Origin of the sequence: Pseudochrobactrum asaccharolyticum (assembly GCF_003314995.1) — a bacterium.
GTDB lineage: Bacteria > Pseudomonadota > Alphaproteobacteria > Rhizobiales > Rhizobiaceae > Pseudochrobactrum > Pseudochrobactrum asaccharolyticum.
In genome coordinates this window covers 257,500-274,991 of the sequence record NZ_QNRH01000003.1, presented here as the reverse complement: position 1 = coordinate 274,991, position 17,492 = coordinate 257,500, and the positions used below count along the sequence as shown (strand labels likewise).

Genomic DNA, 17,492 nt, shown 5'->3' with positions numbered 1-17,492 from the left:
AGGCCATCCCTTTTTTGACATCACTTTTTGGAAATGTCGTAGGCGAACCACTTTTGAGAAATTGCGGCGATTGTGCCGTCTTTCAGCATTGAAGTGATTGCTTCGTTGACCTTGCTTTGCAGCTCAGCATTGCCTTTTTTCAGCGCAATACCCTGCCCTTTTCCGAACTCCGGAAAATCTGTACCAGTAAGCAATGGCCCTGCGTAAACCAGTTTACCCTCACCGCGTTCTTTAACAAGCGGCTCCCAGGCTGAGCGCTCCATCAGGCCCGCATCAATGCGCCCTGCAAGCAAATCATCGGCAATCTGGTCAGGTCTGTCATAAACGCGGATATCTGCTTCAGGAAAGTGTGCGCGGATCACCTGCTCATGGGTTGTACCGCTTTGGACACCAATAGGCGAACTGCTCAGTTTTTCGACCAGTTCTTGAGCCGATTTTGATACGGCAGCATCATGACCGGCAACAACAACGATCGCATTGGGTGCATCCGCATAAGCAGCAGAAAAATCAACCCGCTGAGCACGCTCTTCATTAATCGAAACGCCTGACATAACAAGATCAAATTTTCCGACCTGTAAACCCGGAAGCAAGCCGTCATAGGCCTGGTTCTGCCACTCACAACTGGTTTCCATCCGTTTACAAAGCTCATCTCCTACATCCCGGTCAAAACCAATAATCTGACCGCTGGCGTCAACCGACTCCCATGGCGGATAGTCGGCACTTGTTCCGATATGTAATTGTTGTGCTCCGGCACTTGTGAGTGTTGCCCCCAGTACCAATGCACTCAAAATCAGTTTCATATATATGTTCCCCTATTCTTATTTATTGAGTTTGCTGCCCGAAAGAATATTGTCCTCCGGACAGCATAATTTTATATGGCTTTAAGCAGCCAAAGCCTGCTGCTCTTTCAGGAAGCGTGAAATCAGCTTCAGGCCTTTACGCAGAATATCTGCCCCGTTTGCGTAGCCGATACGCAAATAGCCTTCCATATCCATGGCACTGCCCGGTGTCAGCATCACGCCGGTTGATCGCAGAAGTTCAATGCAGAATTTCTCGGAGCTGATAGGCAGGTCAAAACGCAAAAGTGCAGTCGTGCCTGATTGCGGCTTAACCCATGAGATAAGCGGCTCGCTCTCAACCCATTCTGACAAAATTGCAAGATTAGTGCGGGTAATCTCATGGCTACGCTTGAGAATTTTCGCACGATTTTCCAATGCGATCGACGCAAACAGATCATCAATCATACCGACGCTGATTGTGTTATAGTCGCGATGGATGGAGACGGCTTTTAGCAATTCAACCGGACCGGCAATCCAGCCCAGCCGCAGACCTGCAAGGGAATACGTTTTGGACATACTGCCGGTGCTGATACCTTTTTCGTAAAGATCAGCAATAGAGGCGGTCATACCATCGCCTTGCTGATCCGTGCCGCGATAGACTTCATCACACAGAATCCATGCGCCGCACGCGCGAGCGATTTCGACGATTTTCTTGAGAAACGCCTCGTCCATCAATGACCCTGTCGGATTATTGGGATTATTGATTGCAATGAGCTTTGTGCCTGCGGTTGCAAGCGCCTTGAGCTCATTGAGATCAGGCAGAAAATTATTGTCTTCACGCAGTGTCAGTATCTGTGTATCAGCACCATAGCTCTCAGGAATTGAGTAATGCTGCTGATAGGTTGGCAGCACAGAAATAACGCGGTCACCCGGCTCCACAAGCGTTTCATGAACAAGCGCATTGGCACCGATTGCACCATGCGTAATGACAATATTGGAACGCTGCTGATTGGCATAAAGACCTGCCACAAGGTCGCGCAACCGGTCACTGCCTTCAATGGCGCCATAAGTGAGCTTCATCGGGAGAAGTTCGCCCATAATAGTGTCGGTTTTGCCGGCCATTTCAAGCAGCTCTGCAACGGTCAAAGATTCCACGCAGGTTTCTGCAAGGTTCCACTCGCAGTTATTTTCCCAAGCATTCATCCAGATTTCTACGCCAAAATCGCGAATTTTCATGGATTTCACCTTTCAAATGTCAGTTTATTGTTTTCGATGGGCAGCCAGCACGGCAACGGCTGCTGCAATATCTTCAAGCCCCAGACCAATTGATCTGAAAAATACAGGCCGCTGATATGCAGGTTTTGCCGCTTTTGCAGTGAGGAGTTCCGGCAGGTCGCCCTGAATATTTTCAGGGGTCCAGCCACCGGATGCGGCTGCAAGTTTCATTTCTCCTGCTGACTTCGGGGTTGTCTCCCGATAATCGCAGTACACATCAAAACCGGATAAAGCGGCCGGATCGATCTCATGTGCATTGACAACATTGGTGCTGATCGATGTGACAAGTGCATCGTTGCGAAGATGTTTGACATCAATCACCGGTGTGCCGGAAGATGTGCAAAGCAAGATGACATCCGCATCCTGAACAGCTGCCTCTGCATTGGCTGCTATAATGACCGGCGCGCCTGTTGCCAGTGTCTGAGATAATCCGTTTTGCTGATGTGCATGTGGTGACCAGAGCCTGACTTCAGTCCACGCACGCATGGCTTCCACATAGCGCAAATGCGCCTGCCCTATCGCACCAGTGCCGATAATAGCCAGTTTTGCTGCATCTTTTCGTGCAAGCTGATCCACGGCAATAGCAGTGGTTGCCGCTGTGCGTTCAACGGTCAGCCGCTTTGCATCGCAGAGCAATAATGGCAATCCAGTTTCGGCAGACATCAGAACTGTCCATGCGGTTACAACCGGATTTCCACCATTAACGATATAAGGGGAAAGCTTGGCGCCGAATACTTTTTCATTGGCGAGCACGCCCAGATAGGTAATAAAATCGCCTGTATCATCGGGAAATAAGCTCAATGTCTGCGGCGGCTGGGCGGCTTTTCCTTCGCCCAATGCTTTGAACATTTTCTCAAGAATGTCTCTGATGTCCAGCTTGCCCAAAAGATTTTGGATAGCGGCATCGTCGAGAACGATGGGATATTGCTGCATAACTCTTTACGTCCTATCAAGAAACGAATGGTCGAGTTCAATCTGCTTTTGCCCTTTTTCAGGAGGGTAAAAGAAAAAAATTGTACAGCATGGCCAATGCGTGTAAGGATAGGTTATGAGCAATATATTGCACAGTCAAGAGCGTGATGATGTTTTAATGCACGTTTCTGGTAACCTGAAAAAACGACGTGCGGAGTTGGGCATGAGCCAGACCGCACTGGCGGAGGCCTCCGGCATCAGCCGGCGTATGATTGTTGCTGTCGAGCGGGGCGAAGCCAATATCAGTCTGTCGAGCCTCGACAAACTGGCATCTGCGCTTGGTGTGGATTTTGTCGAACTAGTCAGAGATCCAAACCGCACTACCCGTGAGAATATCAACGAGATCACCTGGCGCGGAAATAAGCCAGAAAGCGTGGCAACATTATTAGGCTCTGCACCGGCCGCGTCAGAGGCTCAGATGTGGCGCTGGTGTTTAGGCGCGGGTGATCATTATGAGGCCGAGCCTGATCCGGCAGGCTGGCATGAAATGCTTTTTGTGACAGATGGCACGCTCACGTTAGGACTGTCAGGTGTCTATACGGACTATCCCGCCGGTACTTTTGCGATTTATAGCTCTGCACAAAACTATGCATATCTGAACAAGCAGGACAAACCGGTTTTGTTCATCAGAAATGTATTATCCTGATAAGCAGTAAACCGGAATGTCTTTGCCCGCTATGTTCAAATAAACACTATTCAGGACTTTGGCACCTCATCCAGATATAATTTGTGCAACCTCGACGTAACCGGACTATTCCCCTCGGGGATCAAACATTTTCCGTCGATCTCCGCAACAGGTGTCGCAAAATTAACGGCCGATGTGACAAAAGCTTCTCGTGCTTTATAAACTTCATCAATTGTAAAAAGCCGTTCTTCGACAGAAAAACCATCCGCGTAAGCCAGATCAAGTATTCTTTGTCGCGTAATGCCCGGCAACAATGTACCGTTTAACGGACATGTTACTAATGTCCCCGCTTCGCTTACAATAAAGAAGTTTGCTGCCGTTGTTTCCGTGACGTAGCCATTGTTAAGAAACAATGCATCATCCGCACCTTGTTTCATAACGCGTGTTTTCACCAAAGATGCATAAAGCAGCTGTGTCGTTTTAATATCCAGCAGACTCCAACGCCCCTCTTCTGTTGAAATCAGCTTCAGTCGTCGCTGTAATGTCTGCTTAGGGTCAACTCCCAGTTTTTGCGTAAAACAAAACAGATTTGGCTCTGGTTCATTGCTGTAACGAAAACTGCGGTCAGCCGTCCCGCGTGATAGCTGTAAATAGACCATGCCGTTATGAATTGCATTTTCAGCAATCAATCGTTGATGAACTGCCAGCAATGCTTCGGTATCAACATCATATTTCATGTCGAGTTTTGTTAAAGAGCGTTTCAAGCGCTGCATATGAGCATGATAATCAAACAGTTGCCCGTCAACGACACAGGTCACTTCATAAACTGCATCAGAAAACAGTGTCGCCCGGTCGAAGACAGGCAGAGTTGCCTGTTCTTCAGGCACAAACCGGCCATTGAGATAAACAAGTGATGACATCTGGTGCCTCCGGATTATCTGTATTGTTTATAGGCTTCGCCTAGCAGAGATATTCCTTTTTGAATATCTTCTGCCGATACTGTTGAGAAACTGACTCGTGCATGATTATGTTCAGGAGTCTTCGCATAAAATGCATCACCCGGAACATAGCCGACATTAAATTGCGGAATGGCACAGTTCAGCAGAAATTCCCGCGAATTAAAATCCGACGGAAAAGTAAGCCAGGTAAACAATCCGCCATCCGGATAAGTGAAGGCGATTTCCTGTGAAAAATTTTCGCGCATTGCATTAAGCAAAATATCGCGTTTGACCATATAGCTGGCACGAATTTTCTTAATGTGGCTCTCCAGATCGTAGTTTTCCAGCAGATAACTGATCGCAGACATGTTCAATGTACTACACTGCGTATCGGCACCCAGCTTAAGCAAGGTCAGACGCCGGATCATTTCTTCACTGGCCACCGCCCACCCCATGCGCAAACCCGGAGACAGGATTTTAGAGAAGCTGCCAAGATAAATAACCCGCCCCTCAGTATCCATTGATTTTAAAGCAGGTGGCGGAGCCTTATCAAAATACACCTCACGATAAGGCGTATCCTCCAGAATAACCAAGTCATAACGATTGGCCAGTTCAATGAGCGCTTTCCGGCGCTCCAAACTCATGGTGACACCTGTAGGATTATGATAATCAGGTATCGTATAGAGAAACTTCACATTCTTGGTTGTCTTCAGGATCTGCTCCAGAACCGCTACATCCAGCCCATCCCCATCAACAGGCACAGTTTCGTATTCCGGTTCGTAGACAGCGAATGCACCTAAGGCGCCCAGAAAAGTCGGTGCCTCTGTGATGATAACATCACCTTTGTTGACCAAAAGGCTTGCCACCAGATCCAGACCCTGCTGCGCACCTTGCAACACCAGAATATTATCCGTTGAACACTCAATAGTCTCATCTTTCATACGCCGGGCTATCTGCTCGCGTAAAACAGGCAAACCCGCAGAAAATGAATATTGCAATGCCTGTGCACCCGAGTGTTGCAAAACGTCCTGATAGGCTTTCTGCAATGCTTCAACCGGAAAGAGGGAGGCATCGGGATAACCGCCGCCAAAGAAAATCATATCCGGATTGGTATTAAGACTACGAATTGCGGAAGGCTTGACGCTCGCCATCCGGTCGGCAAAATGATTATTCATTTTCATTTTCCATAAGTATTACTTGAAAAGCGAAGTGTTTCGCTGCCGTAAGAGCACCAAAGCCGGATCTGTGCGCTGTGTATAGCGCACAGATCCCTCAGATTTATTGTGCGAGAATGCCCCGAACCCGTTCGATTGCGCGCTTAACCTGTGCCGGTGCTGTACCACCTGTATGATTACGGCTGGCAACTGAACCTTCAACTGTCAGCACTGAATAGACATCAGCCGCAATTGCCGGATTGACAGCCTGCATGTTCTCCAGAGCCATATCCGAAAGCTGGTCGATTTTTTGCTCACGCGCGATACGAACAATGGCTGCAACCGTGTGATGAGCATCGCGGAATGCTACACCTTTGCGCACCAGATAATCAGCCAGATCGGTCGCTGTAGAATAGCCCTGCTGGGCAGCAGCCAGCATTGCCTCTTTGTTAACAGTGATCGAAGCAATCATCTGCGCAACAATAGAAACTGACGGACGAACGGTTTCAAGTGTATCCGTCAATGGTGGTTTACACTCCTGCAAGTCTTTATTAAACGCGAGCGGTAAATTCTTACTCAGAGTGACTGAGAACGTCAGATTACCGATAACACGAGCTGCTTTACCGCGAACCAGTTCAGCCAAGTCCGGATTACGCTTTTGCGGCATAATGGACGATCCGGTACAGAAAGCATCTCCCACTTCAATGAAGTTAAACAATGGCGTGCACCACATGATCACTTCTTCACAAAAGCGCGAGAGATGCACCATAATCAGCGACGAAGCACTGGCAATATCAACGATATAATCCCGGTCAGAAACCGCATCGAGCGAGTTGTGGCAGACATCCGCAAAACCGAGGTGCTTCGCGCTATATTCCGGATCAATCGGGAAACTTGTTCCGGCCAATGCCGCCATTCCCAGCGGCGACATATTCAAACGCTCTCTTGCTTCCTCAACACGGGACAGATCACGCAGAAACATTTCCGCATAAGCCATCAAATGATGCCCGAAAGTAATAGGCTGAGCCACTTGCAAATGTGTAAAGCCTGGCATGATTGTTTCTGAATGCAGCTCAGCCAGATCACTGAATGCGCTAATCAGTTGTTTTAGTTCAACAATCAATTGATCAAGTTCGGCACGCGCATAAAGCCTGATATCTGTTGAGTTCTGATCATTACGTGAACGTGCTGTGTGCAGCTTTTTACCGGCATCACCGATTAATGCTGTCAGACGCTGCTCGACATTCATATGCACGTCTTCATATTCTTTATGCCACACGAAGCGGTTTTCCTGCATTTCTGCAGCAATCATATCAAGTCCGCTTTGGATCTTGATATTATCTTCCTGTGACAGAATGCCGGCACGGGTCAGCATATCTGCGTGTACTTTTGAGCCCTGTACATCATACAGCGCAATTCGTTTATCCTGATCCAGACATTCATGGAAATCCTGAAAATCATTAGAAACAGGTACAGTAAACAAAGGAGACCATGTGTTTGGTGCGGTTGAAGACATCTGTCACTCCATCACGAAGACAAAAGGGGTTGTTTGCTGAATGACATGGTCATCGCATCAAATAAAAATTGATTGTGAGGCCGGCTTTTTACTGTGCCGTTCAGTTTGAAGGTAGCTGAGTGCCTGTTCTTTTACGTCAGGCACTCAGCGAGCACTCAGAAGGTACGATTGACCGTTTCTTTGTCGATAGCGTTCTTCTGCAGGTTCCACTTTTCCAGAAGTGCAGAATATGTACCGTCATCAATGAGTTGATTGATGACTTCAACAATTGCTGTGCGCATCTGCAGATTATCTTTCTTGATGCCAATCGCAAACAGAGAAGACTTCGAGATTGGCTCTCCTAAAACTTTATAAGTGTCAGGTTCCAGTTTCAGCAACCAGCTCAAAGTTTCACTACCCTGTGCAACAGCATTATAACGCCCCTGTTTCATGCCAAGACGCGCAGCATTGGAATCTGCGACACCTTCATAAACAAGCGCTGGTTTTCCGACAGCAACACAGTTTGTTTCATTCCAGTCATTCACATCTTTGATGAGTGCAACTGAAGTGCGCGAGCCCGCAACTGTTTTACCGCAAAGATCAGCCTGACCTGGTATTTCATCCGCATTTTTCTGCATCGTGAAAAATACCGGACCGCTGACAATGTAATCAACCATTTCCATGGCATCGCGGCGGGCCGGTGTATTGGTTACACCGGAAAGAATAAGATCGCCGCGTCCGGTTTGAATACCACTCTGAAGATCACTGAAAGAGGTTTTTACAAAAACCGGCTTCAGGTTGAGTTTTTCAGCAATTGCTTTTGCCAGATCAATATCAAAACCATCCGGTTCGCCTGTCTGGTCGTTGACAAACTCCATCGGCGGATAAATCGGATTATTAAGAATGCGCAATTCGCCCTCAGCGACCACCGGCAGTTTTTCCTGCGCGGAAGCCAGTGAAACAGAGCAAAGCATACCAACAATAGCTGTTGCCAGAATATGCCGGATTTTCATTATATCATCCTCATACTTATTTAACGCCATTCACAGTGGCTTTGTCGATTGCATTGGCTTTCAGGTTCCATTTCCCAAGCAGTTTTCCATAAGAGCCGTCTGCAATCATTTCATTGACGGCGTTCAGAACAGCGTCACGTAATTCCGGATTATCTTTTTTGAAACCGATCGCAAAAACATCATTATTCAGGATCGGATCGCCGATAATGCTATAATTTTCAGGCTCCAGTTGCACGAGCCATGCAAGCGTTTCACTTCCCTGCACAACAACATCATAGCGCCCTTGCTTCATGCCTAAACGTGCCGCATTTGAATCTGCAACACCTTCAAACTTGACTGCCGGCTTACCTGCAGCAACACAGTTCTCGTCACTCCACTTTGCGACATCGCGCGGAATGGTGCCCGTACGGGATGCTGCCGCAGTCCGGCCGCAGACATCTGTTTGTACTTTTATTTCACCGGCATTACTTTTTAAGGTGAAAAAGGTCGGACCACTGACAATATAGTCAACCATATCCATTGCATCCTGACGCGCAACGGTATCACTCATTCCTGAGATAATCGCATCTCCGCGTCCGGTTTGTAGACTACTTTGCAAATCACTAAAGGCTGCTTTTACGAATACCGGCTTAAGTTTCAGACGTTCAGCAATTGCTTTAGCCAGGTCAGGATCAAAACCGTCAATTTCACCGGTTTTCTCGTCCACAAACTCCATAGGCGGATAAATCGGATTATTCAAAAACCGGATTTCTCCTTCCTCTACTGTTTTCAAAGGCGTTTGTGCCAAGCCGGCGGCCATTGGTGCGCCAAGGAAAAATGCGGCAGAGAGTATAAATGCTGTATATTTCATGAGTTCCCCTCAGGTTTATTATAGAACAGCAGTGACAAAATTTTTGATGCGCTCATTTTGCGGATTATCAAGGATCTCTTCCGGCGTTCCGGACGCCAGAATTGAGCCGTGATCCATAAAAATCACACGATCAGCAACTTCACGGCAAAAGCCGATTTCATGGGTCACCACAATCATTGTGGTGCCGCTTTTAGCCAGATCTTTCATCGTGGAGAGAACATCTCCGACCAATTCAGGATCGAGCGCCGATGTTGGCTCGTCGAAAAGCATAGCCTCAGGCCGCATTGCTAAACTACGTGCAATTGCAACGCGCTGCTGCTGACCACCGGACAGCTCTGTCGGATAGGAATCCGCTTTATTGACAAGCCCGACACGTTTCAGCAGTTCAATAGCTTCTTGTTTACATTCTGCCGGATTACGTTTTTGTACATGTACCGGCCCCTCAATAATGTTCTCCATAACGGTCTTATGGGGGAACAGATGGAACCGCTGAAACACCATGCCGACTGCACGTCTTTGCCGCGCAACATCACTGTCACTCAGCGGATAGAGCTTATTACCGCGCAGACGATAACCGGCAATCTCATTATTCACTGTAATCAGACCGCTGCTAATGCTCTCAAGCTGGTTGATACAACGAAGAAAAGTGCTCTTTCCGGAACCAGACGGTCCGATAACGCAAACAACTTCGCCCTTTGTTATTTGAAAATCGATATTCTTCAGAACCTGAAAATCACCGTAAAACTTCTGCACGTTCTGCATACGAATGATAGCATTATCCATTACGCCTCTCCCTCAATCGTCTGATTGTCTTGCGTTCTGGTTTGCTTGCTACCTTGCCAGCCTTTAGAAAAATGCCGTTCGACATAAATCTGTATGATGCTGAGGATCGTGACAATCACCATGTACCAAATGGCTGCAACCAACAGGAGCTCGATCACACGGGAATTATTGTAATAGATATTCTCTACGCTGCGCAGCACTTCCGCATATTGAATAACACTGGCGAGTGAGGTCAGCTTAACCATGCCGATTGTTTCATTCCCGATCGGCGGAATGATCACACGCATCGCCTGCGGCAAGATAATCCGCAGCATGGCTTTACGCTTTGTCATGCCAATCGACTGCGCAGCTTCCAGCTGACCGCTATCGATTGAGGTAATCCCCGCACGCACAACCTCTGCCGTATAAGCACCCTGCTGAATACCCAAACCACAAAGAGCAGCAAAAAACGGCGTCATAATATCAATGGTTTTAATCGGGAAAAATCCGAACAGGCTGATATTCGGAAAAATCAGCGCAAGATTAAACCATAACAGCAATAAAAGCAGTGTTGGCAGCCCACGAAATAGCCAGATATAACCAAGCGCTACATTCTGCAGCACTTTATTATCTGAAAGGCGCATAACAGCGGCCAATATGCCCAATGCAACACCCAGTATCATGGCAAAAAATGTCATGATAATTGTATTCACAACACCTTTTAATACAGGGGCCGAAAACAAATACATTGATACATATTGCCAAGCGATATCGCCTGTGCGGAATGCATTAATGATAAAAACGATACATAATATCAGGACAACTGCTAAGAGTTTCCGCCCCCAATTCCCCGGCTTCACCACGACATAATCTGTCGTTTTGGCAATTGTTTGCATTATTGGTTTCCTATGTTCAAAATCAGAGACACCTCTGCATCGGACAATATTTTTCGGTCAGGCTCTTAAAGACCTGCGCGGATTTTTATGATGTTTACAAGATAACGATGAGCACTCATTCCGGCAGCCAATCAGTTATGGTGATGCCATTTGATCTGCAGAGATACTAAAATCTTATTTGCTCAACGAACGTTTCCTCTCCTCCATGCATTGAAACGACAGCTCCTCACCTTGTCATTCTTCGCATTGTTCGTCTCATATGTATTCCATAGTGAATTTATTGAGACAAACGACATTAATGCTTAGGCCCTATGACAAAACCGACTAGCCATTAAAAATAAACAAGGTTATGCTGATTTGTGCTGAAGTGCTCGCAAGCTCTGAAACCAAACAGTAATCATCTTGTAAGATGTCTCATTCCTGTCGTCGTATGGAACAGTTTTCATAGGCATTCCGGAACTAAAAATATTGAGGTATTTATGCCTGTGGCCCGACGGTTTCTTCCTTCGACGACAGCCTTAAAAGTTCTCATTGAACTGGCCAGTTCCGGCTATACAACCGCTGCAGCACGAAGCCTGAATATGTCGCAAAGTGCTGTCAGCAAGCAATTGATTGCGCTAGAAAATATGATAGGTACACCATTATTTACGCGCACCATCAACGGATTGGTTTTAACAAAAACCGGCGCTATTTATCTTGATTGCGCAACCACAGTCATCAGGGCAATCGAAGATGCAAGTTTATTAACCGCCCGTTTGAAACCTGACCAGCAAATATTGCGTCTGCAAGTGCCGCCCATTCTTGGTGACAAATGGCTCTTACCAAGGTTTTTTGAATTTGCGGATCTGCATCCAGAGATAGAAGTACAGTTCACAAACTTAGGTGCGCTGCCTGGTACAGTTAAAGCTGACGGTATTTTTTCGTTTAGTGAAACAGCTCCGTCTTCATCTAAAAGTCTTTATCTGTTTGGCAATGACGTTATTCTCGTCGCTTCTCCTGAATATTGGAAAAAGTACGGTCTCCCTGAAAAAGTTGCGGATTTGCAAAATGGCGTGCTCATTGAACATCCGGGCACGCCGATTGACTGGCAACATTTTGTGACAGAGAAAAAGCTGCTGAACACGCCAGTCCCGCGTTTTCTTCGGTTTGGCTATTATACAATGGCGATCAGTGCAGCACTTGAAGGAAAGGGGATGGTTTTCATACCCAGAGGCCTGATCATCAATGACCTCATTTCAGGCAGATTAATCAATCCTCCGAATTTTAATTATAAGAGTTCCAGTTGCTATTGGTTTACGCCTGCATCTGATCAGGAAAATCTTTCCTCGCTTAAAATTTTCACGGACTGGATAAAAACGGTTATCGAAACCGACTTATAAGACCAGATTCGATGCCCCTGTCCGATCAAATAAGTTTTGTCTAAGGGGGGGCTGCTCTGTTTCAAAAGAGGAGCAATGATTGCAAACACAGTTCAAATTCTCGTGAGAATCCGGATTGCTATGATCTTAGCAATCCGGATTTTTCTTATTCACTGAGCAGAGTTATCGCGCTTTGAGTAGTTTTAAACAGAGTAAACCGCCGTTTTACTTCTACTTTGGCTCAACAAGGAATTTAAAAGAAAGAATTATTACCTCAGGCCAAATTCTGCGAAGCTAAATTAGAATTATTAGTATTGACTATAATCAATGACGGGGCTTGATTAATAGACCAGTCCGTTGGGAAATTATTTTAAAATAGTCAGGCGCGGTAATGGCAAATAGTGAATCAAATCCGAATAAAAAATATATATTTATTGTAGTGGCGGCATTAATTGCAGCCGGTGGTTACTATGCATGGCAAAAGCTGAACAATGACAGCTTGCCGGAAGGCATTGCTTCCGGAAACGGTCGTATTGAAGCCGTTGAGATCGATATTTCCACCAAAAGCCCCGGCCGCATTCGTCAAATTCTGGCGGATGAAGGTGACTTTGTGAATGCCGGTGATGTTCTGGCGCAGATGGATACAGATCAGGCCGAAAGCCAGCGCCGTCAGGCCGAAGCCCAGTTGCGCCGCGCAGAAATCAGCATTGAAACCGCCCGTAGTCTGGTCGCACAACGCGAAGCAGAACAAAAAGCAGCAGCTGCCATCATCGCGCAGCGTGAAGCACAACTGGATGCCGCACAACGCCGCTTGGTACGCTCGCAACAGCTGAGTGAATCCCGCACTGTCTCGCAGCAAATACTTGATGATGACCGCGCCAATGCCCGTGGTGTTGAAGCGGCCGTGAGTGCTGCCAAAGCACAGCTGGCTGCAACGGAAGCCGGTATCAGCGCCGCCAAAGCGCAGGTTGTTGATGCGGAAGCCGCCGTTGACGCCGCCAAAGCTGCAATTTCAACAATTGCCGTTGAGATCAATGATGCCACATTGAAGGCGCCAAAACCGGGCCGCGTTCAATATCGTGTTGCCCAGCCAGGTGAAGTGATTTCTGCCGGTGGCCGTGTGCTTAATCTGGTTGATCTGAGCGATGTTTACATGACCTTCTTCCTGCCGACTGCACAGGCCGGTCAGGTCGCAATTGGTGCTGAGGCACGCATTGTTCTGGATGCTGCACCGCAATTTGTTATTCCGGCCAAGATCAGCTTTGTGGCTGACGTTGCCCAGTTCACGCCAAAATCCGTTGAAACGGAAGAAGAGCGCCAGAAGCTGGTGTTCCGCGTCAAAGCCAAAATCCCGCAGGAACTGCTGCAGAAATATATTCAGCAGGTCAAAACCGGTCTTCCGGGTACGGTCTATGTGAAGCTGAACTCTGAAGCCACATGGCCACAGAACCTTGCGGAACCTGTACAATGAGCATGGATCTGGCGAGCGATAACAGCGCGGGCGATGAACCTGTCGTCCGCATACAAAATGTCAGCCTGACCTATGGCACCAAGCAAGCCCTGCGTGATCTGACACTGGATATTCCGACTGGTCGCATGATCGGTCTCATTGGCCCTGACGGTGTGGGGAAATCCAGCTTGCTGTCACTGGTTGCCGGTGCGCGCATTATGCAGCAAGGCCGCATTGATGTGCTGGGCGGGGATATTGCTGACAAGCGCCATCGCCAGTCCGCTTTTCCGCGTATTGCCTATATGCCGCAAGGTCTGGGTAAAAACCTTTATCCGACCCTGTCCGTCTTTGAGAATATTGAATTCTTCGGCAGATTGTTCGGCCACAATAAGCATGAACGCGAGCGCCGTATTGCGGATTTGCTGGCGCGCACCGGCATGTCGCCTTTTGCGGATCGTCCTGCCGGTAAACTCTCCGGCGGGATGAAGCAAAAAACCAGTCTTTGCTGCTCGCTGATCCATGATCCTGATCTGCTGATTCTTGATGAGCCGACCACCGGCGTTGATCCTCTGTCCCGCCGTCAGTTCTGGGAGCTGATCGACGATATCCGCAAAGATCGTCCGGGTATGAGCGTGATTGTTGCCACGGCCTATATGGAAGAAGCCGAGCGTTTTGACTGGCTTGTCGCCATGAATGACGGGCAGATTCTCGCCAGCGGTACGCCTAAAGAGCTGATGCAACAAACCGGCACACCGAATGTGGATGATGCCTTTATCGCCCTGCTACCGGAGGAATTGCGCCAAGACCATCATAAGGTGGTGATCCCGCCGCGTGATGAAAGCATCACCGATATTGCCATCGAAGCCGAGCATGTCACCGTGCGTTTTGGCAAATTTACGGCCGTTGATAATGTCAGCTTCTGTATTCCGCGCGGCGAGATTTTCGGCTTTCTCGGCTCCAATGGTTGCGGCAAGTCCACGACCATGAAAGTGCTGACCGGTTTGCTGCCTGCAAGTGACGGTATTGCCCGCCTGTTTGGCCGTGAAGTTGATACCAAAGATATCGATATCCGCCGTCGCGTCGGCTACATGTCACAAGCTTTCTCACTCTATTCAGAACTGACGGTGCATCAAAATCTGGAACTCCACGCCAAATTATTTGGCATGGAAGAAGCCAGAACCAAGCAGCGTATTACAGAACTGTCGCAGCGTTTTGACCTGACAGAGATGATGGATATCTATCCGGATGATATGCCGCTCGGTATTCGTCAGCGTTTGTCGCTCGCGGTCGCCCTGATCCATCAGCCGGATATTCTCATTCTCGATGAGCCGACCTCTGGCGTTGATCCGGTGGCGCGTGATGCCTTCTGGCAAATCCTCGCCGATCTTTCGCGCAAAGATAATGTGACGATCTTCGTCTCCACCCATTTCATGAATGAAGCAGAGCTTTGCGACCGGATTTCCCTGATGCATGCCGGTAAAGTGCTAATCAGCGATACACCGGCTGCGATCACTGCCAGCCGTTCGGCTGCAACACTGGAAGAGGCGTTCATCGGCTATCTTGAAGATGCCATTGGTGAAACTGCGCCTGCACCGCAACCAGCTAATGCAGCAGCTGCAGAACAGACAGCACAAACTGTAAAACGGGTACGGGAACTTCCGGCTCCGTCTGCAAGCTGGATGCCTGATCTGCGCCGCATGCTCGCCTATACCAGACGCGAAACGCTGGAACTGCGGCGTGATCCGATCCGCGCCACACTGGCTATGCTTGGCAGTGTTATCCTGATGTTTGTGATTGGTTACGGTATCAATCTCGATGTTAATAACTTAAGTTTTGCGGTGATTGACCGCGACGACACAGCGATCAGCCGTGATTATATCCGCCAGTTCTCCGGCTCGCGCTATTTTATCGAAAAAGATCCGATCCTTGATTATGACGATCTCGACAGGCGGATGCGTAACGGCGAGATCAGTCTGGCGATTGAGATACCGCCGAACTTTGCCCGCGATGTTGAGCATGGGCGTCCTGTTGAAGTCGGCGCATGGATTGACGGTGCAATGCCGACCCGTGCTGAAACCATTCAGGGCTATGTGCAAGGCACGCATCTGAACTGGCTGTCGCAAAAAGCCCGCGAGCTCTATGGCAACACCACAGCCCTCACTAGCTTCAATATGGAAATCCGCTATCGCTATAATCCGGATGTGCAAAGTCTGGTGGCAATGGTGCCTGCAGTTATTCCGCTGTTGCTGCTGGTTATTCCGGCCATGCTCTCGGTTCTGAGTGTTGTGCGCGAAAAAGAACTGGGCTCGATTATCAATTTCTACGTGACACCGGTCACGAAATTCGAGTTTCTGATCGGCAAGCAATTGCCTTATGTCGGCCTTGCCTTCTTCAACTTCCTGATGCTGACCGCCTTCGCGGTATTCATCTTTCAGGTGCGGTTTACCGGCAGTTTCCTGACCTATTCCACGGCTGCCTTGCTCTATGTGATTATCACGACAGGTATGGGGCTGGTGCTCTCTACTTTCATGAACAGTCAGATCGCCGCTATTTTCGGTACAGCGCTGATGACGCTGATCCCTGCCGTGCAATATTCGGGTATCATTGATCCGGTTTCTTCTTTGCGTGGTGCGGGGGCTTTGATCGGTCAGATTTATCCGACAACCTACTTCACCACCATCTCGCGCGGAACTTTCTCGAAAGCGCTCAGCTTCTCTGATCTGGGCATGCCTTTCCTGATGTTGCTGATAACCATTCCGGTGCTGATGGTGCTGGGTATTGTTCTTCTCAAGAAACAGGCGCGCTGAGATGAGGATTTCCAATATATTCCGTCTCGGCATCAAGGAGCTGCGTGGTCTTGCCCGCGATCCGATGCTGATGATCCTGATTGTCTATGCGTTCACACTGGCAATCTATACGGCTTCCAAAGCCATGCCGGAGAACCTTAACAATGCGGCAATCGCAATTGTTGATGAGGATCAGTCCCCGATCTCCGGCCGGATTACTACCGCATTTTATCCGCCTTATTTTGTGCCGCCGAAACTTATCTCCACCTATGAGATGGACAAGCGCATGGATACCGGTCTGGATACATTTGCGCTGGATATTCCGCCAAACTTCCAGCGTGATCTTCTGGCCGGACGCAATCCGACCATTCAGCTGAATATTGATGCGACGCGTATGAGCCAGGCCTTTAGCGGCGGGCGCTATGTGCAGGCCATTGTAACCAATGAAGTGAGCGAGTTTCTCAATCATTATCGCAGTGCCAGCAAAATGCCGGTTGAGCAAAACCTGCGTGCCCGCTTCAATCAGGATCTGAACAAAGGCTGGTTCGGGGCGGTCACCAACGTGATTGCCTCGGTGACGATGCTGTCAATCATCCTGACCGGTGCGGCACTCATTCGCGAGCGTGAACACGGCACGATTGAGCATCTGCTGGTGATGCCGGTAACCCCGATCGAGATCATGATCAGTAAGGTCTGGTCGATGGGGCTTGTGGTGCTGGTTGCCACGGCAATGTCATTGCTGTTCATTGTCAAAGGCGTGCTGTCGGTACCGATCAACGGCTCGATTATCCTGTTCCTGCTCGGGGTAGCACTTCAGCTTTTTGCCACCACCAGTCTTGGCATTTATCTGGCAACCATTGCCGGTTCCATGCCGCAATTCGGGCTGCTGATTGTGCTGATCCTGCTGCCGTTGCAGGTTCTCTCCGGTGCGATGACACCGCGTGAGAGCATGCCGGAAATCATTCAGAATATCATGCTGGCAGCGCCAAACACGCATTTTGTTATTCTCGCGCAATCGGTGCTGTTCCGTGGGGCAGGATTAAGCGTGGTCTGGCCGCAATTTCTAGCCCTCATGATTATCGGTTCCGTGCTCTTCTTCTTCGCGCTCAAACGTTTCCGTAACTTCCTGAGGTGATCTG

At 48.6% G+C, this 17,492-nt stretch carries 15 protein-coding genes; 5 read left to right on the top strand and 10 right to left on the bottom strand.

What is annotated here, in order from left to right:
* Window positions 1–20: 20 nt before the first annotated feature.
* From DFR47_RS09650 to DFR47_RS09640, 3 genes are all read right to left on the bottom strand, one after another.
* Window positions 21–800, bottom strand: coding sequence for a transporter substrate-binding domain-containing protein (locus tag DFR47_RS09650; RefSeq protein WP_113944200.1), 780 nt, complete (start codon window positions 798–800; stop codon window positions 21–23).
* An 81-nt stretch (window positions 801–881) separates the two neighbouring features.
* A complete protein-coding gene (locus DFR47_RS09645; RefSeq protein ID WP_113944199.1) occupies window positions 882–2,015 on the bottom strand; it encodes an aminotransferase in 1,134 nt (377 codons plus the stop codon).
* Window positions 2,016–2,039: 24 nt separating this feature from the next.
* On the bottom strand, window positions 2,040–2,987 hold the full coding sequence (locus DFR47_RS09640) for an ornithine cyclodeaminase family protein (protein WP_113944198.1): 948 nt from the start codon (window positions 2,985–2,987) through the stop codon (window positions 2,040–2,042).
* Window positions 2,988–3,102: 115 nt separating this feature from the next.
* On the opposite strand from DFR47_RS09640, the gene DFR47_RS09635 reads away from it, so the two are divergent.
* Window positions 3,103–3,672 (top strand): helix-turn-helix domain-containing protein, encoded by a 570-nt coding sequence (locus DFR47_RS09635; protein ID WP_113944197.1) that lies wholly within the window; start codon window positions 3,103–3,105, stop codon window positions 3,670–3,672.
* Between the two features lie 50 nt (window positions 3,673–3,722).
* Here DFR47_RS09635 and DFR47_RS09630 read toward each other — a convergent pair whose 3' ends face one another.
* The 7 genes from DFR47_RS09630 to DFR47_RS09600 form a co-directional block, all read right to left on the bottom strand.
* The gene (locus DFR47_RS09630; protein ID WP_113944196.1) at window positions 3,723–4,571 is read right to left on the bottom strand and encodes an aminotransferase class IV; all 849 of its coding nucleotides are present in this window, start codon (window positions 4,569–4,571) and stop codon (window positions 3,723–3,725) included.
* Window positions 4,572–4,585: 14 nt separating this feature from the next.
* A complete protein-coding gene (locus DFR47_RS09625) occupies window positions 4,586–5,764 on the bottom strand; it encodes an aminotransferase-like domain-containing protein (protein WP_113944195.1) in 1,179 nt (392 codons plus the stop codon).
* A gap of 103 nt (window positions 5,765–5,867) precedes the next feature.
* A complete protein-coding gene (argH, locus tag DFR47_RS09620; protein WP_113944194.1) occupies window positions 5,868–7,259 on the bottom strand; it encodes an argininosuccinate lyase in 1,392 nt (463 codons plus the stop codon).
* A 155-nt stretch (window positions 7,260–7,414) separates the two neighbouring features.
* On the bottom strand, window positions 7,415–8,251 hold the full coding sequence (locus DFR47_RS09615) for an ABC transporter substrate-binding protein (RefSeq protein WP_113944193.1): 837 nt from the start codon (window positions 8,249–8,251) through the stop codon (window positions 7,415–7,417).
* Between the two features lie 16 nt (window positions 8,252–8,267).
* Window positions 8,268–9,101, bottom strand: coding sequence for an ABC transporter substrate-binding protein (locus DFR47_RS09610; protein ID WP_113944192.1), 834 nt, complete (start codon window positions 9,099–9,101; stop codon window positions 8,268–8,270).
* 18 nt (window positions 9,102–9,119) lie between these two features.
* On the bottom strand, window positions 9,120–9,884 hold the full coding sequence (locus DFR47_RS09605) for an amino acid ABC transporter ATP-binding protein (RefSeq protein ID WP_113944191.1): 765 nt from the start codon (window positions 9,882–9,884) through the stop codon (window positions 9,120–9,122).
* The gene (locus DFR47_RS09600) at window positions 9,884–10,759 is read right to left on the bottom strand and encodes an amino acid ABC transporter permease (RefSeq protein ID WP_113944190.1); all 876 of its coding nucleotides are present in this window, start codon (window positions 10,757–10,759) and stop codon (window positions 9,884–9,886) included. The genes DFR47_RS09605 and DFR47_RS09600 overlap by 1 nt, the downstream gene beginning before the upstream one ends.
* A 479-nt stretch (window positions 10,760–11,238) precedes the next feature.
* Here DFR47_RS09600 and DFR47_RS09595 point away from each other — a divergent pair, with 479 nt between their 5' ends.
* The 4 genes from DFR47_RS09595 (at window position 11,239) to DFR47_RS09580 (ending at window position 17,488) form a co-directional block, all read left to right on the top strand.
* A complete protein-coding gene (locus tag DFR47_RS09595; RefSeq protein WP_113944189.1) occupies window positions 11,239–12,138 on the top strand; it encodes a LysR family transcriptional regulator in 900 nt (299 codons plus the stop codon).
* A 370-nt stretch (window positions 12,139–12,508) separates the two neighbouring features.
* Window positions 12,509–13,588: an HlyD family secretion protein gene (locus tag DFR47_RS09590; RefSeq protein WP_113944188.1), complete on the top strand. Its 1,080-nt coding sequence runs from the start codon at window positions 12,509–12,511 to the stop codon at window positions 13,586–13,588.
* Between the two features lie 2 nt (window positions 13,589–13,590).
* On the top strand, window positions 13,591–16,374 hold the full coding sequence (rbbA, locus tag DFR47_RS09585; RefSeq protein WP_113944503.1) for a ribosome-associated ATPase/putative transporter RbbA: 2,784 nt from the start codon (window positions 13,591–13,593) through the stop codon (window positions 16,372–16,374).
* A gap of 1 nt (window position 16,375) precedes the next feature.
* Entirely contained in the window at window positions 16,376–17,488 is a 1,113-nt protein-coding gene (locus DFR47_RS09580; RefSeq protein ID WP_113944187.1) for an ABC transporter permease, read from the top strand.
* The last annotated feature ends 4 nt before the right edge of the window (window positions 17,489–17,492 follow it).

Excerpts from the sequence above, each read along its gene's own strand:
- DFR47_RS09635 (WP_113944197.1), top strand. The coding sequence starts at position 3,103 with ATGAGCAATATATTGCACAGTCAAGAGCGTGATGATGTTTTAATGCAC.
- argH (WP_113944194.1), bottom strand. The coding sequence starts at position 7,259 with ATGTCTTCAACCGCACCAAACACATGGTCTCCTTTGTTTACTGTACCT.
- DFR47_RS09630 (WP_113944196.1), bottom strand. The coding sequence starts at position 4,571 with ATGTCATCACTTGTTTATCTCAATGGCCGGTTTGTGCCTGAAGAACAG.
- DFR47_RS09590 (WP_113944188.1), top strand. The coding sequence starts at position 12,509 with ATGGCAAATAGTGAATCAAATCCGAATAAAAAATATATATTTATTGTA.
- DFR47_RS09645 (WP_113944199.1), bottom strand. The coding sequence starts at position 2,015 with ATGAAAATTCGCGATTTTGGCGTAGAAATCTGGATGAATGCTTGGGAA.
- DFR47_RS09610 (WP_113944192.1), bottom strand. The coding sequence starts at position 9,101 with ATGAAATATACAGCATTTATACTCTCTGCCGCATTTTTCCTTGGCGCA.
- DFR47_RS09580 (WP_113944187.1), top strand. The coding sequence starts at position 16,376 with ATGAGGATTTCCAATATATTCCGTCTCGGCATCAAGGAGCTGCGTGGT.
- rbbA (WP_113944503.1), top strand. The coding sequence starts at position 13,591 with ATGGATCTGGCGAGCGATAACAGCGCGGGCGATGAACCTGTCGTCCGC.
- DFR47_RS09600 (WP_113944190.1), bottom strand. The coding sequence starts at position 10,759 with ATGCAAACAATTGCCAAAACGACAGATTATGTCGTGGTGAAGCCGGGG.
- DFR47_RS09640 (WP_113944198.1), bottom strand. The coding sequence starts at position 2,987 with ATGCAGCAATATCCCATCGTTCTCGACGATGCCGCTATCCAAAATCTT.
- DFR47_RS09650 (WP_113944200.1), bottom strand. The coding sequence starts at position 800 with ATGAAACTGATTTTGAGTGCATTGGTACTGGGGGCAACACTCACAAGT.
- DFR47_RS09605 (WP_113944191.1), bottom strand. The coding sequence starts at position 9,884 with ATGGATAATGCTATCATTCGTATGCAGAACGTGCAGAAGTTTTACGGT.
- DFR47_RS09615 (WP_113944193.1), bottom strand. The coding sequence starts at position 8,251 with ATGAAAATCCGGCATATTCTGGCAACAGCTATTGTTGGTATGCTTTGC.
- DFR47_RS09625 (WP_113944195.1), bottom strand. The coding sequence starts at position 5,764 with ATGAATAATCATTTTGCCGACCGGATGGCGAGCGTCAAGCCTTCCGCA.
- DFR47_RS09595 (WP_113944189.1), top strand. The coding sequence starts at position 11,239 with ATGCCTGTGGCCCGACGGTTTCTTCCTTCGACGACAGCCTTAAAAGTT.